Consider the following 20,182-nt stretch of genomic DNA (forward strand, 5'->3'; position numbering starts at 1 on the left):
TATCCTACAAAAGAAAAAGCCGGCGCCCTGGGGCACCGGCTTTCCACTGACCGGTGGTTAGTCAAACCGCAGCTGCGGAACGACCTCTTTGACCTGCGCCAGATAATCGGTACGGTCGGAACCGCTCAGCCCTTCGGTACGCGGCAGTTTCGCCGTCAGCGGGTTGACCGCCTGCTGGTTGATCCACACTTCGTAGTGCAGGTGCGGCCCGGTAGAGCGTCCGGTATTCCCCGATAGCGCAATACGATCGCCGCGCTTCACTTTCTGCCCCGGCTTCACCAGCAGTTTACGCAGGTGCATGTAGCGAGTGGTATAGGTACGGCCGTGGCGGATCGCCACGTAATACCCGGCGGCGCCGCTGCGCTTGGCCACCACCACTTCGCCATCGCCCACTGCCAGCACCGGCGTTCCCTGCGGCATCGCAAAATCGACGCCACGGTGCGGCGCGACGCGCCCGGTGACCGGATTCAGACGACGCGGGTTAAAATTAGAGGAGACGCGGAACTGACGCGCTGTCGGGAAGCGCATAAAGCCTTTCGCCAGCCCTGTCCCGTTGCGGTCGTAGAATTTACCGTCTTCGGCACGGATGGCAAAGTAGTCCTTACCGTCGGAGCGCAGACGCACGCCGAGCAGCTGGCTTTGCTCGCGTTTGCCGTCAAGCATTTCGCGGGACATCAATACCGAGAACTCATCGCCTTTCTTCAGCTTACGGAAATCCATCTGCCACTGCATGGCCTTGATCACCGCGCTGATTTCCGTGCTGGTCAGCCCGGCATCGCGCGCGCTTGAGACAAAGCTGGCGCCGACGGTGCCCTTCAGCACGCTGTTGACCCAGTCGCCTTTCTGCAGCTCGCTGCTCATTTTAAAGCCGTTATCCACGCGGGTGTAGGTGCGGGTTTCGCGGCGGGACATCTCCCAGGTCAGACTCTGCAGATCGCCGTCGGCGGTCAGGGTCCAGGAGAGCTGCTGGCCAATCTTCAGATTACGCAGCTCTTTATCGGCGGAGGAGAGCTGGGCGATATCACCCATATCGATACCGTACTGATTCAGGATGCTGCTGAGGGTATCGCCGGTCGACACCACGTATTCGTGCCCGCCGGCATCGCTATCGGCTTTTTCGTCGAGTTCATCCTGAGGAATGGCTTCTTCTTCCTGCGGGGCCTGATCGATCGGCTCGGAGGCTTCCGGCAGCAGGGAGCGGATCTCGCTTTTTTCCAGCTCAATGGTTCTGACGATGGGGGCGGATTCCGGGTGGTAAATGTAGGGTCGCCAGACGGCGACCGCTAAGGTAAGAACGCTAAGCGACCCCAGCATAACGCGATGAGGTCGTGGCAGATTGTTAAATGCCTGAGTGACAGCGCGGGCTATCTGTTGCACGTATTCACTTCCTCGTTAATCTCCTTTCAGGCAGCTCGAATACTGATTCGCCAGTTGGGTGAGGAATTGCGGGTAACTCGCTTTACCCAGCTTAATTCCGCTACCCAGTGGATCCAGGGTCCCCATGCGCACAGACGTGCCCCGGGCAACAGCTTCGATAACCGCTGGCCTGAACTGTGGCTCAGCAAAAACGCAAGTGGCTTTCTGCTCAACCAGTTGTGTTCTGATTTCGTGTAAACGCTGCGCACCAGGCTGTATTTCAGGGTTGACGGTAAAATGCCCCAGCGAGGTTAAACCGTAGTGTTTTTCAAAGTAACCGTAGGCGTCATGAAAAACGAAATAGCCCTTTCCTTTCAGCGGTGCCAGCTCATTGCTAACCTGCTTGTCGGTCGCCGCCAGCGCGGCCTCGAACTGCTGTAGGTTGCTGTCGAGTTTGGCTCGACTCTGCGGCATAAGTTCCAATAATTTATCGTGGATTGCAACCGCCGAAAGCCGCGCTATCTCTGGGGATAACCACAGATGCATATTGTAGATACCGTGATGGTGATCGCCGTCACTTTTTTCCGCTGCGCCATGGTCATGACCATGATGATCGTCATCATCGTCAGCGCCAGCGATCAGCAGCGGTTTGACCCCATCCAGCTCAGCGATGGTCACCTTTTTATTCGCCGCAATGCTTTGCGTCGACTTATCCATAAAGGCTTCCATTTCCGGACCGATCCACACCACTAAGTCTGCGTTCTGTAAGCGTTTTACATCGGAAGGACGCAGGGAATAATCATGCTCAGAGGCACCATCGGGCAGCAGCACCTGGGTGTCGGTGACCCCATCTGCGATGGCTGCTGCGATAAAGCCCAGCGGTTTCATGGAAGTCACCACGGCGGCGCTGGCCTGCGGTACCTGTGCGAACAAAAAAACAGCGCCAAGTCCAGCGCAAAGAAGCGTATTTTTATGTAACATAATGCGTCTAGTCATCGAAACGAGTGAGTGTGATGTGATATTATAACATTCACTAGCTTGTGCAACCCCTAAATGATTATGACAAACCTTGTAACGCTGGAAAATGTCTCGGTGGCCTTTGGCCAACGCCGCGTGCTGTCTGACATCTCGCTGGCTCTCACGCCAGGCAAAATATTAACCCTGCTGGGGCCCAACGGCGCCGGTAAATCGACGCTCGTGCGGGTGGTTCTCGGGCTGGTAGCACCGACAGAGGGTGTTATCAAGCGCGAAGAACGCCTGCGGATCGGCTATGTACCGCAGAAACTGCATCTGGACGCCACGCTGCCGCTGACCGTCAGCCGCTTCCTGCGTTTACGTCCGGGCACCCGCAAAGACGACATCCTGCCGGCGCTGAAGCGCGTGCAGGCCGGGCATCTGATCGACGCGCCGATGCAAAAACTTTCCGGCGGCGAAACCCAGCGCGTGCTGCTGGCCCGCGCCCTGCTCAATCGTCCGCAGCTGCTGGTGCTGGATGAACCGACCCAGGGCGTCGACGTCAATGGCCAGGTGGCGCTCTACGATCTTATCGACCAGCTGCGCCATGAGCTGGACTGCGCGGTGCTGATGGTCTCCCACGACCTGCATCTGGTGATGGCCAAAACCGACGAGGTATTGTGCCTGAACCAGCATATCTGCTGCTCTGGCGCACCGGAAGTCGTCTCGATGCATCCGGAGTTTATCTCCATGTTCGGCCCGCGCGGCGCGGAACAGCTGGGGATCTACCGCCATCACCATAATCACCGCCACGATCTTCAGGGGCGAATTGTATTGCGTCGGGGAAACAGCCGCTAATGATTGAACTTCTCTTACCTGGCTGGCTGGCCGGGATGATGCTGGCCTGCGCCGCCGGCCCGCTGGGCTCCTTTGTGGTCTGGCGCCGCATGTCCTATTTCGGCGATACGCTGGCGCATGCGTCGCTACTCGGTGTCGCTTTCGGTTTACTGCTTAACGTCAATCCGTTTTATGCGGTGATCGCCGTGACCCTGCTGCTGGCCGGCGGGCTGGTATGGCTGGAAAAACGGCCGCATCTGGCGATTGATACCCTGCTGGGCATCATGGCGCACAGCGCGCTGTCCCTTGGGCTGGTGGTGGTCAGTCTGATGTCTAACGTCCGCGTCGATTTGATGGCGTACCTGTTCGGCGATCTGCTGGCGGTCACGCCGCAGGATCTGATCGCCATTGCTATTGGCGTGGTGATTGTGATTGGCATTCTGCTCTGGCAGTGGCGGAATCTGCTGGCGATGACCATCAGTCCGGACCTGGCGTTTGTCGATGGCGTGAAGCTGCAGCGGGTCAAGCTGCTGTTGATGCTGGTCACCGCCCTGACTATCGGCGTGGCGATGAAGTTCGTCGGGGCGCTGATCATCACTTCTCTGCTGATTATCCCGGCCGCTACCGCCCGCCGTTTTGCCCGCACGCCGGAGCAGATGGCCGCCGTGGCGGTGGGCGTTGGCATGCTGGCCGTCACCGGCGGGTTAACCTTCTCGGCTTTCTACGACACGCCGGCCGGGCCGTCGGTGGTGCTGTGCGCTGCGGTGCTGTTTATTCTCAGCATGACGAAAAAAGCCGCCAGCTAAAAGTGAAAAAGCCCGGTCGCGCTGCTGACCGGGCTTCACCATGAACGGCTCAACCACAACGCGCTACGGCATTTCCGGCGGCGTAATCCCGAAATGGTTCCAGGCGCGCACCGTCGCCATTCTTCCCCGCGGCGTACGCTGTAGAAAACCCTGCTGAATTAAGTAGGGCTCCAGCACATCTTCAATGGTTTCCCGCTCTTCGCCAATCGCGGCGGCGAGGTTATCCAGCCCCACCGGCCCGCCGAAGAACTTATCTATCACCGCCAGCAGCAGCTTGCGGTCCATATAGTCGAACCCTTCCGCATCGACGTTGAGCATATCCAGCGCCTGGGCGGCAATGTCGGCGGAGATGGTGCCGTCGTGGCGCACTTCCGCGAAGTCACGCACCCGGCGCAGCAGACGGTTGGCAATACGCGGCGTGCCGCGTGAACGGCGGGCCACTTCCAGCGCGCCCTCGTCGCTCATCTCCAGCCCCATATGGCGGGCGCTGCGGCTGACAATATGCTGCAGATCGGGGATCTGATAGAACTCCAGACGCTGCACGATGCCAAAGCGGTCGCGCAGCGGCGAGGTCAACGAACCGGCCCGGGTGGTGGCGCCAATCAGGGTAAACGGCGGCAGGTCGATTTTAATCGAGCGCGCCGCCGGCCCTTCGCCAATCATGATATCCAGCTGGTAGTCTTCCATTGCCGGATAGAGCACCTCTTCCACCACCGGCGAGAGGCGATGGATCTCATCGATAAACAGCACATCGTGCGGTTCGAGGTTGGTGAGCATCGCGGCGAGATCGCCCGCTTTCTCCAGCACCGGGCCGGAGGTGGTACGCAGATTCACCCCCATTTCATTGGCGACGATATTGGCCAGGGTGGTTTTCCCCAACCCTGGCGGGCCAAAAATCAGCAGGTGATCGAGGGCGTCGCCGCGCAGCTTCGCCGCCTGGATAAAGATCTCCATCTGCGAACGCACCTGCGGCTGGCCGACATACTCTGCCAGCAATTTTGGGCGGATGGCGCGGTCAGCGGCCTCTTCGAAGCCGCTGCTGTCTGCCGATACCAGCCGGTCTGCTTCAATCATCCCTTACCTCACAACGCGGCGCGCAGCGCTTCGCGGATTAGCGTTTCACTGTTGGCGTCCGGACGCGCGATCTTGCTGACCATCCGGCTGGCCTCCTGCGGTTTATAGCCCAGCGCGACCAGCGCGGCAACCGCTTCCTGCTCGGCATCGTCCGCCGTCGGGCCTGCCGGCGAGGTTAGCACCAGATCGGCCGCCGGGGTGAACAGATCGCCGTGAAGCCCTTTGAAGCGGTCTTTCATCTCGACGATCAGGCGTTCAGCGGTTTTTTTACCAATCCCCGGCAGCTTCACCAGCGAGGCGACCTCTTCCCGCTCAACGGCGTTGACGAACTGCTGCGCCGACATGCCGGAGAGGATCGCCAGCGCCAGCTTTGGCCCTACGCCGTTGGTTTTAATCAACTCTTTAAACAGGGTACGCTCCTGTTTATTGTTAAACCCATACAGCAGCTGGGCATCTTCACGCACCACAAAGTGGGTGAAGACAATCGCCTCCTGCCCGGCCTCCGGCAGCTCATAAAAGCAGGTCATTGGCATGTGCACTTCATAGCCGACGCCCGCCGTTTCCAGCAACACCAGCGGGGGTTGTTTTTCGAGAATGATGCCTCTGAGTCTGCCTATCACGTGGGGCTCCTGCGTTATGGTCTAAGTATCTGGCGGTATCATAAAAAAAGGCTGGATAGATATCCAGCCTGATTTGCGATTATCGTAAGCGCCCTCGCGCCAGATTGAGCCGGGTCTCGCTGATCTGAGCGGCATTCTGGCTGACATGGCAATGGGTGATGGCGATCGCCAGCGCATCCGCCGCATCCGCCTGCGGATTGGCAGGCAGCTTGAGCAAGGTGCGCACCATGTGCTGGACCTGACTCTTTTCAGCGCTGCCAATGCCGACAACCGTCTGCTTAACCTGGCGGGCGGCGTATTCAAACACCGGTAGCGACTGATTGGTTGCCGCCACGATCGCCACCCCGCGCGCCTGCCCGAGCTTTAACGCCGAGTCGGCATTCTTGGCCATAAAGACCTGCTCAATGGCGAAAAAGTCGGGCTGGAACTGGGTGATGATCTCCGTCACCCCGGCGTAGATCAGCTTCAGCCGCGACGGCAGATCGTCCACTTTGGTGCGGATACAGCCGCTGCCAAGGTAGCTCAGCTGCCGGCCGACCTGACGGATCACGCCATAACCGGTAACGCGCGACCCCGGGTCAATGCCGAGAATAATAGCCATCACGCGCCTCCGGTGAACCGTGGATGCGGCTGCATCACAGGGTGGCTGCGACCTCGTCGGAGATCTCGCCGTTATGGTACACTTCCTGCACGTCGTCGCAGTCTTCGAGCATATCGATCAGACGCAGCAGCTTCGGCGCCGTCTCGGCATCCATATCCGCTTTGGTGGACGGGATCATCGAGACTTCAGCAGCGTCGGCTTTCAGGCCAGCGGCTTCCAGGGCGTCGCGCACGGCGCCCATCTCTTCCCATGCGGTGTAGACGTCGATCGCGCCGTCGTCATAGGTCACCACGTCTTCAGCGCCAGCTTCCAGCGCCGCTTCCATGATAGTGTCTTCATCGCCTTTCTCGAAGGAGATGACGCCTTTTTTGCTGAACAGGTAGGAGACAGAACCGTCGGTGCCGAGGTTACCACCGGTTTTAGTGAAGGCGTGACGCACTTCCGCAACGGTACGGTTACGGTTGTCGGACAGACATTCCACCATCACCGCGGTGCCGCCAGGGCCATAGCCTTCGTAAATGATGGTTTCCATGTTCGCGTCTTCATCGCCGCCGACGCCGCGCGCGATGGCGCGGTTCAGGGTGTCGCGGGTCATGTTGTTAGACAGCGCTTTATCCACCGCCGCACGCAGACGCGGGTTGGACGCCGGATCGCCGCCGCCCAGACGCGCTGCGGTAACCAGTTCGCGAATGATTTTCGTAAAGATTTTACCGCGCTTGGCATCCTGTGCCGCTTTGCGGTGTTTGGTGTTGGCCCATTTACTATGACCTGCCATAAAAAACTCTCCAAAAAGCGCGCCCTTTCAGGCGGCGTTAATTACAAATTCTTCAATCGCCTGCCGGTTGCTCCACGACTTGGTCAGCGCAGCGGCTTCCGTCGCGCTGACCCAGCGGTAGGCCAGATGTTCGGTAAAGGTAATTTCCCGCTCATGAGGCAGCGCAAGACAGAACCAGAATTCCGTATTTCGCTCCACTCCCGGCGCATAGCGATGACGCAAATGAGAAAAGATCTCAAACTCCACCGTGCGCTGACAGTCGATTAAGGTCAGTTGCTCGCAGGCAACGTCAATGGCGACCTCTTCCTTTACTTCACGCGCGGCAGCCTGCAGCGCGGTCTCTCCTGCTTCCAGGCTGCCGGTGACCGACTGCCAGAACGCGGGATCGTCGCGCCGCTGCAACATCAGCACCCGTTTCGTATCTTCGGCGTAAATCACCACCAGCACCGAAACGGGCAGCTTAAATGACATATTACTTGTTCTCCAGAGACGCTTTTGCCTCTTTCTCCACAACCTGAATACCCAGTTCACCGAGCGCCGCCGGATTGGCGAAGCTTGGCGCTTCGGTCATCAGGCAGGCGGCCGCGGTGGTTTTCGGGAAAGCGATAACGTCGCGGATGTTATCGGTACCGGTCAGCAGCATGGTCAGACGGTCAAGACCGAACGCCAGGCCCGCATGCGGCGGGGTACCGTATTTCAGCGCATCGAGCAGGAAGCCGAATTTCTCACGCTGCTCTTGCTCGTTAATGCCCAGAATACCAAATACCGTCTGCTGCATGTCGCCGCGGTGGATACGCACCGAACCGCCGCCGACTTCATAACCGTTAATCACCATATCGTAGGCGTTGGCCACGGCCTCTTCCGGCGCGGCTTTCAGCTCGTCCGCCGTCATATCTTTCGGCGAGGTGAACGGATGGTGCATCGCCGTCAGGCCGCCTTCGCCGTCGTCTTCGAACATCGGGAAGTCGATCACCCACAGCGGCGCCCATTTGCTCTCGTCAGTCAGGCTCAGGTCTTTACCCAGCTTCAGACGCAGCGCGCCCAGCGCGTCGGCCACCACTTTCTTATTATCGGCGCCGAAGAAGATCATGTCTCCGTCCTGCGCACCGGTGCGGTCAAGGATCGCTTCCACGATTTCAGCGGTGAGGAATTTGGCCACCGGGCTGTTGATCCCGTCCATGCCTTTGGCACGCTCGGTCACTTTAATATAGGCCAGCCCCTTCGCGCCGTAGATCTTCACAAAGTTGCCGTATTCGTCAATCAGCTTGCGGGTCAGAGAAGCCCCGCCCGGAACGCGCAGCGCCGCCACGCGCCCTTTCGGATCGTTGGCCGGGCCGGCAAAGACCGCGAACTCCACCGATTTCAGCAGGTCGGCGACGTCCACCAGCTCCATCGGGTTACGCAGATCCGGTTTATCGGAACCGTAGCGACGTTCGGCTTCGGCGAAGGTCATGATCGGGAAATCGCCCAGGTCGACGCCTTTAATCTCCAGCCACAGCTGACGCACCATCGCTTCCATGATCTCACGCACCTGCGGCGCGGTCATAAAGGAGGTTTCCACGTCGATCTGGGTAAATTCAGGCTGACGGTCGGCACGCAGGTCTTCATCGCGGAAGCATTTGACGATCTGATAGTAGCGGTCGAAGCCGGACATCATCAGCAGCTGTTTAAACAGCTGCGGCGACTGCGGCAGCGCGTAGAATTTGCCTTTATGCACGCGGGAAGGCACGAGGTAATCGCGGGCGCCTTCCGGGGTGGCTTTGGTCAGCATCGGGGTTTCGATGTCGAGGAAGCCATGGTCATCCATAAAGCGGCGCACAAAGCTGGTGATTTTCGCGCGGGTCTTCAGACGCTGCGCCATTTCCGGACGACGCAGGTCGAGGTAGCGGTATTTCAGACGCGCTTCTTCGGTGTTGACGTGATTGGAGTCCAGCGGCAGCGATTCTGAGCGGTTAATGATCGTCAGATCGGAAGCCAGCACTTCGATAGCGCCGGTGGCCATGTCCGCGTTGATGTTTTTCTCTTCACGCGCGCGAACGGTGCCAGTGACCTGAATGCAGAACTCATTACGCAGTTCAGAGGCTAACTTCAACGCATCCGCACGATCCGGATCGAAAAACACCTGAACGATGCCTTCGCGGTCGCGCATATCGATAAAAATGAGGCTACCGAGATCGCGACGGCGGTTGACCCAACCACACAGAGTCACCTGCTGCCCAACGTGGGACTGTCGAAGCTGTCCGCAATATTCTGTACGCATGAGATATCCCTTAACTTAGCCGTCGGCGGATTGTCGTCTGCCCTGCAGGCGACGAGGTCGCAGCTTTAGCTGATGTCACAACTGAATGAAAAAAGGCGGCTATTATACTGGAAATTCTGTCGTTCGATAAGTCCGACGCACGATGTACGCTGCTTTGCTGCGCGCTTAACGTCCACACTCACATAAATTAACAAAATTTGTTACCCTTTTGCTGAAGCCGCAAAGGTATTGTAGCCGCCTGACAACAGATGAAGATACGGGGATACCATGTTAGAACTCAATGCGAAAAACACGGCGCTGGTGGTGATCGATCTGCAGGAAGGCATTCTGCCTTTCGCCGGCGGCCCACATCGGGCTGACGAGGTGGTGGCGCGCGCCGCTCGCCTGGCAGACAAATGCCGGCAACAGGGTTCGCCGGTGATCATGGTCCGCGTCGGCTGGTCGGCCGATTTCGCCGAAGCGCTGAAACAGCCTGTCGACGCTCAGGCCGGGGCGCATACGCTGCCTGAGAACTGGTGGACCTATCCGGCCGCGCTGGGTAAACAAGAGCGCGATATCGAAGTGACCAAACGCCAGTGGGGCGCGTTCTATGGCACCGACCTTGAGCTTCAGCTGCGCCGCCGCGGTATCGACACCATTATTCTCTGCGGCATCTCCACCAACATCGGTGTCGAATCCACCGCCCGCAACGCCTGGGAGCTGGGCTTTAACCTGGTCATCGCCGAAGATGCCTGCAGCGCCGCCTCCGCCGAACAGCATCAGGGCAGCATGACGCATATTTTCCCGCGCATCGGCCGCGTGCGCAGCACCGAGGAGATCCTCGCCGCGTTATGATTTATATTGGGCTTCCCCAGTGGTCGCACCCGAAATGGGTGCGCCTTGGCATCACCAGCCTTGAAGAGTACGCCCGCCACTTCAATTGCGTCGAGGGCAACACCACCCTGTATGCGCTGCCCAAGCCGGAGATTGTCGCCCGCTGGTACGAGCAGACCCACGATGACTTCCGCTTCTGCTTTAAATTCCCGGCGACTATCTCGCACCAGGCCGCCCTGCGCCATTGCGACGAGTTAAGTAGTGAATTCTTCACCCGCCTGGCGCCGCTGGCCTCGCGCATCGGCCAGTACTGGCTGCAGCTGCCGGCGACCTTTGGTCCTCGCGATCTGCCCGCGCTATGGCACTTTCTCGATGGGCTACCGAAGGATTTCACCTACGGCGTCGAAGTTCGTCACCCCGAGTTCTTCGCCAAAGGGGAAGCGGAACAGCAGCTCAACCGCGGGCTGCACCAGCGCAACGTCAACCGCGTGATCCTCGACAGCCGCCCGGTCCACAGCGCCGCGGCCACCAGTCCGGCGATGATCGACGCGCAACAAAAGAAACCGAAGGTGCCGGTGCATGCAGTGATGACCGCCCGGCAGCCAATGGTGCGCTTTATTGGCGGCGACGATATGGTCCATAATCGGGAACTGTTTCGCGTCTGGCTGCAGACGCTGCCGAAATGGCATCAGTCGGGGACGCCGTGGCTGTTCCTCCATACCCCCGACATTGCTTACGTGCCGGCGCTGGTGGATACCCTGTGGGGCGATCTGCGCGCTGCCCTGCCGGCGCTAGGAAATGCGCCGTCGATTCCGCAGCAATCTTCTCTTTTCTGATATCCTGCTATCATATCCGGAGCCATCTGCCAGAGTTAAAGGGAGTTTTCGTATGGTCAGCGCGCTGTATGCCGTTTTAGGTGCGTTATTGTTAGTGAAGTTCTCATTTGACGTGGTGCGTTTGCGCACCCAATACCATGTAGGCTATGGCGACGGCGGCTTCAGCGAGCTGCAGGTCGCCATCCGCGTTCACGGCAATGCCGTCGAATATGTGCCGATTGGCCTCATTTTGCTGTTATTTATGGAGATGAACGGCGCCCAGACCTGGATGGTGCACGTTTGCGGCATTTTATTGATCCTCGGACGACTGATGCACTCCTGGGGTTTTCATCACCGTGTCTACCACTGGCGCCGCTCCGGCATGAGCGCCACCTGGTGCGCGTTGTTGCTGATGGTGCTGGCCAATCTCTGGTATATGCCCTGGGAGTTGGTTTTCTCCCTCCGTTAGCGCACAATACGCCGTTTTCGTTTTTTCGGGTTTAACGTTATGTCTCACCGCGATACGCTTTTTTCCGCGCCGATTGCCAGCCTCGGCGACTGGACCTTTGATGAACGGGTTGCTGAAGTCTTCCCCGATATGATCCAGCGTTCTGTGCCTGGCTACTCCAATATCATCTCGATGATCGGCATGCTGGCCGAGCGCTTCGTTCAGCCCCACACCCAGGTTTACGATCTTGGCTGTTCGCTGGGCGCCGCCACTCTTTCCGTGCGCCGCAATATTAGCCACCCGGGCTGCCGCATTATCGCCATCGATAACTCCCCGGCGATGGTGGAGCGCTGCCGTCGCCATATTGACGCCTATAAAGCACCGACGCCGGTCGAGGTGATTGAAGGGGATATCCGCGATGTGGCCATTGAAAACGCCTCGCTGGTGATCCTGAACTTTACCATTCAGTTCCTTGAGCCGGGCGATCGCCAGGCGATCCTCAATAAAGTCTATCAGGGGCTGAATCCCGGCGGCGCGCTGGTGCTCTCGGAGAAATTTAGCTTCGAAGACGCCCACGTCGGCGAGCTGCTGTTCAATATGCATCATGACTTTAAGCGCGCGAACGGCTACAGCGAGCTGGAGATCAGTCAAAAACGCAGCATGCTGGAAAATGTAATGCTGACCGACTCTGTGGAAACCCATAAAAAACGCCTGCGTCAGGCTGGGTTCGAACATGCCGAACTGTGGTTCCAGTGCTTTAACTTTGGCTCGCTGGTGGCAGTAAAATCCGGGGAGCAGGCATGATCGACTTCAGTAACTTCTATCAGCTGATCGCCAAAAGCCCGCTGTCTCACTGGCTGGAGACGCTGCCTGCCCAGGTAGCCGCCTGGCAGCGCGAGGCCCTGCACGGCAAGTTTCGCGAATGGGAGCGCGCCGTTGAGTTTCTTCCGGAATTAACGCCCTGGCGTCTGGACCTCCTGCACAGCGTCACCGCCGAAAGCGAAACGCCGCTCAGCGAAGGCCATCGGCTGCGGATAGAAAATCTGCTGAAAAACCTGATGCCATGGCGCAAAGGGCCTTATTCGCTGTACGGCATCAACATCGATACCGAATGGCGCTCCGACTGGAAATGGGAGCGCGTCCTGCCGCACCTGTCCGATCTTAGCGGACGAACCATCCTCGACGTGGGCTGCGGCAGCGGCTATCACATATGGCGGATGATCGGCGCCGGCGCGCATCTGGCGGTCGGCATCGATCCCACCCAGCTGTTCCTGTGTCAGTTTGAAGCGGTACGTAAGCTCCTCGGCAACGACCAGCGGGCGCATCTCCTGCCGCTGGGCATCGAGCAGTTGCCGGCGCTGGAGGCCTTCGACACCGTGTTCTCGATGGGCGTGCTCTACCACCGCCGCTCGCCGCTGGATCATCTGTGGCAGCTGAAAGATCAGCTGGCGCCGGGAGGCGAGCTGGTGCTGGAGACGCTGGTGGTCGAAGGGGATGAAAATACGGTGCTGGTTCCGGGCGACCGTTATGCGCAGATGCGCAACGTCTATTTTATCCCCTCGGCGGCGGCCCTGAAAATGTGGCTGGAGAAGTGCGGATTTATCGATGTGCGCATCGTCGACGCCTGCGTCACCTCGACGGAGGAGCAGCGGCGCACAGAATGGATGACCAGCGAATCGCTGGCCGATTTCCTCGACCCGCAGGATCAGCGCAAAACCGTGGAAGGCTATCCGGCGCCGCTGCGCGCGGTGATTATCGCCACTAAACCGGAAACCCAGCAGTCGCTGGCGAAAAAAGCGAGATAAAAAAAGGCCCCTGTTTAATGGGCAGGGGCCTGGTACGGGCAATCATCATATTGGGCGACATGATGTGCAGCAAAAACCGTTTAACTTCTGTTAGCGGAAATTATCTTTTTCATCTCCGCCACCGCTGCGCCATTCACGGCGTAGCGTCTGTATTCGTCTGCATCGGGATCGGCTGACATCGAAACGCCTGGATGACGAAAACGCATTTCCGATGGCAACCACTGGCCTGCAGAGCTATGAACCTCTTTCACCCCCGCCTGCAGAAACAGCGGCAGGTTCGCGGCGCGCACTCCCGCACCGGCCATAATGATTGGAGTATCCCCTGCGGCAATAAGTTCCGTAATTAATGAAATACCTTTCTCCGCCGAGGATTGCTGACCGGAAGTCAGGATACGTTTAACCCCCAGCTCACCCAGCGTCTTCCAGGCCTGACGCGGGTCGGCGCACAGATCGAACGCGCGATGAAAGGTCACCGCCAGCGGCCCGGCCGCAGCCATTATTTTTTTCATCCGCGGGATATCGACCTGACCATCGACATCCAGTACGCCGGTCACCAGCCCGGGAAAGCCGAGCTCCCGCACCATGCGGATGTCGCTAAGCATCGCGGCGAACTCCTCTTCGGTATAGCAGAAGTCGCCGCCACGCGGGCGGATAATCGGATGCACCGGGAGAGTAATCGCCTCGCGGACCGAGACCAGCACCCCGTAAGAGGGGGTTAATCCCCCTTCCTGCGGCGCGGCGCAGAGTTCAATACGATCGGCGCCGCAGCGCTCAGCTTCCCTGGCGCACGCCATGCTGTAACAACAAACTTCCAGTACCGCCATTCCTCACTCCCTGATCCAGACAACTTTCTTAGCATGTCATGATTTCACGCGGCAGACGCCGCGCAGCTTCACACTGTTACGTATCGGCTTGCTCGCTGGCGACGATTTGTTCAATAGACCACGGATGAAATTTGACCGTCACGCTGCCGTCGGTGACCGCCAGGGTGGGATTAGGCAGGCGCTCGTGTTCCCCTTTCGGCGAGCTGGTTTTGACGACGATCCCCGGCTGGCTGAGTCCGTCATCGGCCAGCAGCGCCAGAGCGCGGGCATTTAAGGTAGCCGGATCGCCGGGCAGGACAATTTCGATATGCTCCCAGCCTTCATGGGGATAGCGCTTTTCACCCGGCCACGGCAGCTCAACGATATGGAAGCGCCAGTGCGCCACGCAGACCGGCTCCGCCAGTTTAAACAGGCAGATAGGCCGGCCGTTGATTATATTCTCCGACAGCAGAGTGCCGCACTGCGCCAGACCGCTGCGCCAGCGCTCCGCGGTAGCGTTCTGATGACAGCGCAGGGAGATATGGTCGGCGTCGAGTCCGCCGATCTCCAGTCCCACTCGCGCAGCGAAGCGCTGCAGCGCATCGGAAAATCGCGGGAGATCCGCCGTAATATCGGCCAGTTGTTCAATCTGCTGCCAGTTCGCCATGGGTTTGCTCGTCAATTAGGTTCGTCAATAATAAAAAGGCTAATCTACCGTGTTTCCGGCCGCTGACCAACCGCCACCCTGCCGATACGTGACTGACCGGCGATGGATTGCCCACGCCGCCGGGCCGCGCGCGATGCTGACGGACGGGGACAAATGCAGTATACTCCCGCCCTAATTTGTCCACATTCCGGCGCCGCCTCCCTCGGGGGCTGGCGCATTACACGTAAGGTATTCCGGTGAATATTCAGGCTCTTCTCTCAGAAAAAGTCAGCCAGGCCCTGATCGCGGCAGGCGCGCCTGCCGATTGCGAACCTCAGGTCCGCCAGTCAGCAAAAGTTCAGTTCGGTGACTATCAGGCCAACGGCGTGATGGCTGTCGCCAAAAAACTGGGCATGGCGCCGCGACAACTTGCAGAGCAGGTACTGTCTCATCTTGACCTCAACGGCATTGCCAGCAAGGTTGAAATCGCCGGGCCGGGCTTTATCAATATTTTCCTTGACCCCGCGTTCCTGGCGGACAACGTCAACCGCGCGCTGCAGTCCGAACGCCTGGGCGTCGCCACGCCGCAGGTACAGACCATCGTCGTCGACTACTCGGCGCCGAACGTGGCGAAAGAGATGCACGTCGGCCATCTGCGTTCGACCATCATTGGCGATGCCTCGGTCCGTACCCTGGAGTTTCTTGGCCATAAGGTGATCCGCGCCAACCACGTCGGCGACTGGGGCACCCAGTTCGGCATGCTGATCGCGTATCTGGAAAAACAGCAGCAGGAAAACGCCGGTGAGATGGCCCTGGCCGACCTCGAAGGTTTCTATCGCGAAGCGAAAAAACACTACGACGAAGACGAAGCCTTCGCCGAGCGCGCACGCAGCTACGTGGTTAAGCTGCAGGGCGGCGATGAGTACTTCCTGCAGATGTGGCGTAAGCTGGTCGACATCACCATGTCGCAGAACCAGATCACCTACGATCGCCTGAATGTGACGCTGACCCGCGATGACGTGATGGGCGAAAGCCTGTACAACCCGATGCTGCCGGGGATCGTCGCCGATCTGAAAGCCAAAGGGCTGGCCGTTGAGAGCGAAGGCGCCACCGTGGTGTTCCTTGATGAGTATAAAAACAAGGAAGGCGAACCGATGGGCGTCATCATCCAGAAAAAGGATGGCGGCTACCTCTATACCACCACCGATATCGCCTGTGCGAAGTATCGCTATGAAACGCTGCACGCCGACCGCGTGCTCTACTACATCGACTCCCGTCAGCACCAGCACCTGATGCAGGCGTGGACCATCGTGCGCAAGGCAGGCTATGTGCCGGACTCCGTGCCGCTGGAGCACCATATGTTCGGCATGATGCTGGGTAAAGATGGCAAGCCGTTTAAAACCCGCGCCGGCGGCACCGTGAAGCTGGCGGATCTGCTGGACGAAGCGCTGGAGCGCGCGCGTCGCCTGGTGGCCGAGAAGAACCCGGAGATGTCCGCTGATGAGCTGGAAAATCTGGCGAAAGTGGTGGGTATCGGCGCGGTGAAATATGCCGACCTGTCGAAAAACCGCACCACCGACTACGTTTTCGACTGGGATAATATGCTGGCGTTCGAAGGCAACACCGCGCCGTATATGCAGTATGCCTATACCCGCGTGCTCTCCGTGTTCCGCAAAGCCGGCATTGATGAAAACGCCCTCACCGACGCACCGGTGGTGATTGCAGAAGATCGCGAAGCCCAGCTGGCCGCGCGCCTGCTGCAGTTTGAAGAGACCCTCTCCGTGGTCGCTCGCGAAGGGACGCCGCACGTGATGTGCGCCTACCTCTACGATCTGGCAGGCCTGTTCTCCGGTTTCTACGAGCACTGCCCGATCCTCAGCGCGGAGAGCGAAGCGACCCGCAACAGCCGCCTGAAGCTGGCGCTGCTGACGGCGAAAACCCTCAAGCTGGGTCTTGATACCCTCGGTATCGAAACCGTCGAGCGTATGTAAAACCAACCCGGCGAAAGCCGGGTTAATTTTTTCAGGCGCCGCGCCAGCGGGCTCTCTTGCTCAGAAATACTTGCGCAGATACTCGGTCAGACAGAGGATCGCCATCGCCTGGCCGTAGGGCATCGAGGTGAGTGGGATCTGGCGATAGAAATCGAGGTCTGACCCCATTCCGGTGCCAAAGGAAGTCTGCAGCAGCTCCCCCTGCGGCGATATATTCTGCACAATTCCGCGAATCGCTTTTTCTGCCACTCCGGCATAGTGCTGCCCGACATATCGCTTGCGCACCGCTTTAAGTATGCCGTAGGCAAAGCCGGCGGTCGCCGAAGCCTCAGGATAAGAGTGCGGGTCGTCCAGCAGGGTATGCCACAGGCCGCTGTCATCCTGGCATTTCGCTAAAGCGGCAATTTGCGCGTTCAGCACCTCGGTCAGATAGCGCCGTACCGCATTCCCTTCTGGAAGATCCACTAACTCAAGAAAATCCGGGATCACCATGGTTAGCCAGCTGTTGCCCCGTGCCCAGCGCGCCCGGGCAAAGTTATGCCGACCGTCATAGCTCCAGCCGTGAAACCACAGTCCGGTTTCCCGGTCCATCAGGTTTTGCACATGAAGCAGGAACTGATAGGTCGCCTCCTCCACATAATGCGGACGGTGAAGCAGCTTGCCTATTTTGGCTAACGGCAACACGGTCATCATCAGCGTGTCATCCCACATTTGCTGGTGGTTCTCTTCCGCCAGGGTGATGTGCTGCATACCGCCCTGCTCGGTACGCGGCATCTCATACATCGCCCACTCCGCCCAGCTCTCCAGCCACGGCAGATACGCCTTACATCCGGTCTCTTCAAAGCGATAAGCCAGGGTCAGGAACGGCGCCATGGTGTTGACGTTTTTGGTCGTTGCCCCCTCGGCGAAGCGGTCGGCAAACCAGCGGTCGATGATATCGCGCATCTCGATATCGCCGGTTTGCTGATAATACTGATAGATGCCGTACAGCCCTACGCCGTGGGTCCACTCCCAGCCGGCCCAGCCTTTGGTATCAATAACGCGCCCGTCATCCAGGCGCAGTAAAAATTGCCCGCTCTCATCCTTAATATTCACCAGGTTTTGCGTCACGTTGCGGATCAGCGCCTGCAGTTCGCTGCGGGCGATAAAACGCTCAGGCTGACAGAGTAATGGGCTATGTTTGACCGGCCAAACTTTCATGTTGTTAACCTCGGGTATATGTCGAATTCAAAGCGCCGCCCTGGGTGAGCGCCGGGGCAGCAGGTTTATGACGATTCAGATAGCCAATATTGTTATTCCCCCACAGGCAGTCGTAGGGCATCCCCGCCAGCATCTCGACCACCGCGCGGTGTTCCGCACTGGTCAGCTCCGGCCGGGCGTGACCGCTTTCGCGCATTCTGAGGGTTTCGCTGCGCAGGACGCTGTGGGTGTGCAGATTGAGTTTGAAGCGCAGTGAAACGAGGAAGCCGCAGGCTAACACCACCAATGTACCGACGCTGAGGATCAGCAGAATGGTATGGCTGACCCCTTCAGGCTGTATTTTTTGCCCGGAGACAAACCCCGACAGTTGCATAATGATGCCCACCAGCATCACCGCCCCCGCCTGCGAGGCTTTGCGGGTCAGGGTCATGATGCCGGCAAAAATCCCCTCCCGGCGCTGGCCGGTGATCGCTTCGTCGACGTCGGCAATATAGGTGTAGGTATTCCACGGCACGTAGTTAATCCCGCCGCGTCCCAGTCCGGCGACAGCAGAGATGAGCAACAATAATGAATAGACGTCGCTCAGTCCGGCGTAATAGAGCAGCGCATAGGAGAGCGAACTCAGGCCAAAGAGGACCACCACCATGCGGTACGACGGCGCGGGGCCAAAGCGAATGCACAGCGGGATCATGGCGATCACGGCAATAAACTGGAAAATCGCCATCGTCCCCAGCAGATTCGAGGCGACAGAAGCTTCCTGCATCAGAACAAAGACCACGTAGTAGGTAAACACGGCATTGAAGACGTCCTGGGCGATATAGCCCCCCAGATACATGCCGAGGTGCTGGCGGAAAATTTTTATCCGCAGCGTAGAGCTCAGCTCAATCACCAGGCGATTGAGGCTCTGGGCGAGAGTGAGGTTCTGTTTTTCCGCTTCCGCCCGCAGCGCCGCCTCTGACCAGGCCTCACGCGGCCGCTCCCAGGTGAAACACCAGACGAAGGTCAGCATCACCGCGCACAGGACCGAGAACACCAGACTGGCATAAAAGAACGAGCTGGCATTGTCTTTGCCGAGCCAGGTAAGGAGGATCCCCGGCAGAAAGGAGGCTAAAATCGCCGACATTTGCGCCATTGAGATGCGCGCGCCGGAGAATTTGGTTTTCTGTTTAAAGTCATCGGTCATCTCCGGCACCAGCGTCTCGTAGGGCACCAGAATCATGGTGTAGACCATATCAAACAGCAGATAGGTGACCAGGTAGTACCAGAATCCCATCTCGCCGACCCACATCGCCGAGTAGCTGAATACGCAGGGGATGCCGAGCAGAATAAAGAATTTTCTGCGGCCGAAGCGCTTGCCGAGCCAGGTGGTGCCGAAGTTATCGGTGAGAAAGCCCATCAGCGGGCTCACCACCGCATCCAGTACGCGGGCGGAAGCGAATATAAGCGTGGCTTCTATCGGGGAGAGTCCGCAGAAGGTGGTGTAAAAGTAGAGCAGCCATGCGGCGGTTAGCGCCGTGGTGCCGGCGCCGAGGAAATCGCCCGCGCCGTAGGCCAGGTAGTTAGCCAGTCCAATCTTTCGTGTTTTCATCGCCGTGATCCTGTGTCTTTTTTTAAGAGAACGCCGACAATCTTTCCGGATTTGCCACCGGAAGGGAGTGGGTACCTGGCTACACTAAAAGCAGTGAAACGACGTTACCTTTGTGTTTTTGCCACGGAAGAACCGCCGATGGCAAAATGACAAAGAGACGATGTCTCAACTTCACTCATTTATAAAACAGCATTTCTTTTAAATAAAAAATTAGGTTCATTTATGTGATCTTGTCGGGGAAACACGGACTGGCGAAGAGCGTCGCAAATCACGGGAGCGGCCCTTGCGTAGCAGGGTAAACAGGAGTAAAGAAGGAAAGAAAGGGTTATTCCGCGTATCTCAAGGAGGCCAGATGCCTTATTCACATCTGCTGGTTGCCGTCGCGCCAACGCCGGAGAGTCAGGTATTAATTACAAAAGCGGTGTCAATTGCCCGCCCCGTGAACGCGAAAGTGAGCTTTATCACCCTCGCCACGGATCCGGAGCTGTATAACCAGTTCGCCGCGCCGATGATGGAAAATCTGCGCGAGGTGATGCAGGAAGAGACGCGTGATTTTCTCAACGAGCTGGCGCGTCACGCGGACTACCCGATAGAAAAAATGACCATCGCCTGCGGCGAACTGGGCCATCATATTAAGGACTTCTGCCGGTCACACCAGGTCGATCTGGTGATCTGCGGCAATCATAATCATTCCCTTTTTTCGCGCGCCACCTGCTCGGCGAAAAATATCGTCGGCAGCTGCGGCGTCGATGTCCTGCTGGTTTCCCTTGAAAAGGGCTAACGCCGGTTA

At 58.5% G+C, this 20,182-nt stretch carries 21 protein-coding genes; 9 read left to right on the forward strand and 12 right to left on the reverse strand.

Annotated elements, in window-relative coordinates:
* Positions 1 to 57: 57 nt before the first annotated feature.
* Entirely contained in the window at positions 58 to 1,377 is a 1,320-nt protein-coding gene (mepM, locus tag GQR96_RS15450) for a murein DD-endopeptidase MepM (protein ID WP_004203403.1), read from the reverse strand.
* A gap of 15 nt (positions 1,378 to 1,392) precedes the next feature.
* Positions 1,393 to 2,337, reverse strand: coding sequence for a zinc ABC transporter substrate-binding protein ZnuA (gene znuA / locus GQR96_RS15455; protein WP_004203405.1), 945 nt, complete (start codon positions 2,335 to 2,337; stop codon positions 1,393 to 1,395).
* 78 nt (positions 2,338 to 2,415) lie between these two features.
* Here znuA and znuC point away from each other — a divergent pair, with 78 nt between their 5' ends.
* Together znuC and znuB are read left to right on the forward strand one after the other, a co-directional pair.
* Entirely contained in the window at positions 2,416 to 3,168 is a 753-nt protein-coding gene (gene znuC / locus GQR96_RS15460) for a zinc ABC transporter ATP-binding protein ZnuC (protein ID WP_004203406.1), read from the forward strand.
* Positions 3,168 to 3,953 (forward strand): zinc ABC transporter permease subunit ZnuB, encoded by a 786-nt coding sequence (gene znuB, locus GQR96_RS15465; protein WP_004212745.1) that lies wholly within the window; start codon positions 3,168 to 3,170, stop codon positions 3,951 to 3,953. Before znuC ends, znuB begins: the two co-directional genes overlap by 1 nt.
* Before the next feature lie 63 nt (positions 3,954 to 4,016).
* Here znuB and ruvB read toward each other — a convergent pair whose 3' ends face one another.
* The 6 genes from ruvB to aspS form a co-directional block, all read right to left on the reverse strand.
* Positions 4,017 to 5,027, reverse strand: coding sequence for a Holliday junction branch migration DNA helicase RuvB (gene ruvB / locus GQR96_RS15470; protein WP_004148860.1), 1,011 nt, complete (start codon positions 5,025 to 5,027; stop codon positions 4,017 to 4,019).
* An 8-nt stretch (positions 5,028 to 5,035) separates the two neighbouring features.
* Positions 5,036 to 5,647, reverse strand: a complete 612-nt coding sequence (gene ruvA, locus GQR96_RS15475) for a Holliday junction branch migration protein RuvA (protein ID WP_002911454.1) — start codon at positions 5,645 to 5,647, stop codon at positions 5,036 to 5,038.
* Between the two features lie 79 nt (positions 5,648 to 5,726).
* Positions 5,727 to 6,248 carry a crossover junction endodeoxyribonuclease RuvC gene (gene ruvC / locus GQR96_RS15480; RefSeq protein WP_004203412.1) on the reverse strand — a complete coding sequence of 174 codons (522 nt, stop codon included), beginning with the start codon at positions 6,246 to 6,248 and terminating at the stop codon, positions 5,727 to 5,729.
* A gap of 34 nt (positions 6,249 to 6,282) precedes the next feature.
* Positions 6,283 to 7,023, reverse strand: a complete 741-nt coding sequence (locus GQR96_RS15485) for a YebC/PmpR family DNA-binding transcriptional regulator (protein WP_002911459.1) — start codon at positions 7,021 to 7,023, stop codon at positions 6,283 to 6,285.
* Between the two features lie 27 nt (positions 7,024 to 7,050).
* Positions 7,051 to 7,494, reverse strand: a complete 444-nt coding sequence (gene nudB, locus GQR96_RS15490) for a dihydroneopterin triphosphate diphosphatase (protein ID WP_002911477.1) — start codon at positions 7,492 to 7,494, stop codon at positions 7,051 to 7,053.
* A 1-nt stretch (position 7,495) separates the two neighbouring features.
* Positions 7,496 to 9,283: an aspartate--tRNA ligase gene (gene aspS / locus GQR96_RS15495; protein WP_004203416.1), complete on the reverse strand. Its 1,788-nt coding sequence runs from the start codon at positions 9,281 to 9,283 to the stop codon at positions 7,496 to 7,498.
* 267 nt (positions 9,284 to 9,550) lie between these two features.
* Between aspS and GQR96_RS15500 the strand changes: the two genes are divergently transcribed.
* Genes GQR96_RS15500 through cmoB form a run of 5 tightly spaced genes read left to right on the forward strand, consistent with a single transcriptional unit; the run spans position 9,551 to position 13,164 of the window.
* The gene (locus GQR96_RS15500) at positions 9,551 to 10,117 is read left to right on the forward strand and encodes a hydrolase (RefSeq protein WP_022066254.1); all 567 of its coding nucleotides are present in this window, start codon (positions 9,551 to 9,553) and stop codon (positions 10,115 to 10,117) included.
* Positions 10,114 to 10,932, forward strand: coding sequence for a DUF72 domain-containing protein (locus GQR96_RS15505; RefSeq protein ID WP_065904490.1), 819 nt, complete (start codon positions 10,114 to 10,116; stop codon positions 10,930 to 10,932). The genes GQR96_RS15500 and GQR96_RS15505 overlap by 4 nt, the downstream gene beginning before the upstream one ends.
* A gap of 52 nt (positions 10,933 to 10,984) precedes the next feature.
* Positions 10,985 to 11,380, forward strand: coding sequence for an MAPEG family protein (locus GQR96_RS15510; protein ID WP_004203421.1), 396 nt, complete (start codon positions 10,985 to 10,987; stop codon positions 11,378 to 11,380).
* Between the two features lie 39 nt (positions 11,381 to 11,419).
* A complete protein-coding gene (gene cmoA, locus GQR96_RS15515; protein ID WP_004203422.1) occupies positions 11,420 to 12,163 on the forward strand; it encodes a carboxy-S-adenosyl-L-methionine synthase CmoA in 744 nt (247 codons plus the stop codon).
* A complete protein-coding gene (gene cmoB / locus GQR96_RS15520; protein WP_065904488.1) occupies positions 12,160 to 13,164 on the forward strand; it encodes a tRNA 5-methoxyuridine(34)/uridine 5-oxyacetic acid(34) synthase CmoB in 1,005 nt (334 codons plus the stop codon). The genes cmoA and cmoB overlap by 4 nt, the downstream gene beginning before the upstream one ends.
* An 80-nt stretch (positions 13,165 to 13,244) precedes the next feature.
* Here cmoB and cutC read toward each other — a convergent pair whose 3' ends face one another.
* Both cutC and GQR96_RS15530 read right to left on the reverse strand, forming a co-directional pair.
* On the reverse strand, positions 13,245 to 13,988 hold the full coding sequence (gene cutC, locus GQR96_RS15525) for a copper homeostasis protein CutC (protein WP_023318626.1): 744 nt from the start codon (positions 13,986 to 13,988) through the stop codon (positions 13,245 to 13,247).
* A 76-nt stretch (positions 13,989 to 14,064) separates the two neighbouring features.
* Positions 14,065 to 14,634 (reverse strand): VOC family protein, encoded by a 570-nt coding sequence (locus GQR96_RS15530; RefSeq protein WP_017900224.1) that lies wholly within the window; start codon positions 14,632 to 14,634, stop codon positions 14,065 to 14,067.
* A gap of 236 nt (positions 14,635 to 14,870) precedes the next feature.
* Here GQR96_RS15530 and argS point away from each other — a divergent pair, with 236 nt between their 5' ends.
* Positions 14,871 to 16,604, forward strand: a complete 1,734-nt coding sequence (argS, locus tag GQR96_RS15535) for an arginine--tRNA ligase (RefSeq protein WP_004203428.1) — start codon at positions 14,871 to 14,873, stop codon at positions 16,602 to 16,604.
* 60 nt (positions 16,605 to 16,664) lie between these two features.
* Here the strand turns inward: argS and GQR96_RS15540 are convergent, their stop codons facing one another.
* Together GQR96_RS15540 and GQR96_RS15545 are read right to left on the reverse strand one after the other, a co-directional pair.
* Positions 16,665 to 17,804, reverse strand: coding sequence for a beta-galactosidase BglB (locus GQR96_RS15540; protein WP_004203430.1), 1,140 nt, complete (start codon positions 17,802 to 17,804; stop codon positions 16,665 to 16,667).
* Between the two features lie 4 nt (positions 17,805 to 17,808).
* Complete coding sequence (locus GQR96_RS15545; protein ID WP_017900226.1) at positions 17,809 to 19,392, reverse strand: MFS transporter; 1,584 nt, start codon at positions 19,390 to 19,392, stop codon at positions 17,809 to 17,811.
* A 352-nt stretch (positions 19,393 to 19,744) separates the two neighbouring features.
* Between GQR96_RS15545 and uspC the strand changes: the two genes are divergently transcribed.
* A complete protein-coding gene (gene uspC, locus GQR96_RS15550; protein WP_032456326.1) occupies positions 19,745 to 20,173 on the forward strand; it encodes a universal stress protein UspC in 429 nt (142 codons plus the stop codon).
* Positions 20,174 to 20,182: the final 9 nt, after the last annotated feature.

Source organism: Klebsiella sp. PCX (assembly GCF_021869705.1).
In the GTDB taxonomy this organism is placed as follows: Bacteria; Pseudomonadota; Gammaproteobacteria; order Enterobacterales; family Enterobacteriaceae; genus Klebsiella; species Klebsiella quasipneumoniae.

Coding starts and splice junctions, on each gene's coding strand:
- znuA (WP_004203405.1), bottom strand. CDS start 2,337: ATGTTACATAAAAATACGCTTCTTTGCGCTGGACTTGGCGCTGTTTTT.
- znuC (WP_004203406.1), top strand. CDS start 2,416: ATGACAAACCTTGTAACGCTGGAAAATGTCTCGGTGGCCTTTGGCCAA.
- znuB (WP_004212745.1), top strand. CDS start 3,168: ATGATTGAACTTCTCTTACCTGGCTGGCTGGCCGGGATGATGCTGGCC.
- ruvB (WP_004148860.1), bottom strand. CDS start 5,027: ATGATTGAAGCAGACCGGCTGGTATCGGCAGACAGCAGCGGCTTCGAA.
- ruvC (WP_004203412.1), bottom strand. CDS start 6,248: ATGGCTATTATTCTCGGCATTGACCCGGGGTCGCGCGTTACCGGTTAT.
- GQR96_RS15485 (WP_002911459.1), bottom strand. CDS start 7,023: ATGGCAGGTCATAGTAAATGGGCCAACACCAAACACCGCAAAGCGGCA.
- nudB (WP_002911477.1), bottom strand. CDS start 7,494: ATGTCATTTAAGCTGCCCGTTTCGGTGCTGGTGGTGATTTACGCCGAA.
- aspS (WP_004203416.1), bottom strand. CDS start 9,283: ATGCGTACAGAATATTGCGGACAGCTTCGACAGTCCCACGTTGGGCAG.
- GQR96_RS15500 (WP_022066254.1), top strand. CDS start 9,551: ATGTTAGAACTCAATGCGAAAAACACGGCGCTGGTGGTGATCGATCTG.
- GQR96_RS15505 (WP_065904490.1), top strand. CDS start 10,114: ATGATTTATATTGGGCTTCCCCAGTGGTCGCACCCGAAATGGGTGCGC.
- GQR96_RS15510 (WP_004203421.1), top strand. CDS start 10,985: ATGGTCAGCGCGCTGTATGCCGTTTTAGGTGCGTTATTGTTAGTGAAG.
- cmoA (WP_004203422.1), top strand. CDS start 11,420: ATGTCTCACCGCGATACGCTTTTTTCCGCGCCGATTGCCAGCCTCGGC.
- cmoB (WP_065904488.1), top strand. CDS start 12,160: ATGATCGACTTCAGTAACTTCTATCAGCTGATCGCCAAAAGCCCGCTG.
- cutC (WP_023318626.1), bottom strand. CDS start 13,988: ATGGCGGTACTGGAAGTTTGTTGTTACAGCATGGCGTGCGCCAGGGAA.
- GQR96_RS15530 (WP_017900224.1), bottom strand. CDS start 14,634: ATGGCGAACTGGCAGCAGATTGAACAACTGGCCGATATTACGGCGGAT.
- GQR96_RS15540 (WP_004203430.1), bottom strand. CDS start 17,804: ATGAAAGTTTGGCCGGTCAAACATAGCCCATTACTCTGTCAGCCTGAG.
- GQR96_RS15545 (WP_017900226.1), bottom strand. CDS start 19,392: ATGAAAACACGAAAGATTGGACTGGCTAACTACCTGGCCTACGGCGCG.
- uspC (WP_032456326.1), top strand. CDS start 19,745: ATGCCTTATTCACATCTGCTGGTTGCCGTCGCGCCAACGCCGGAGAGT.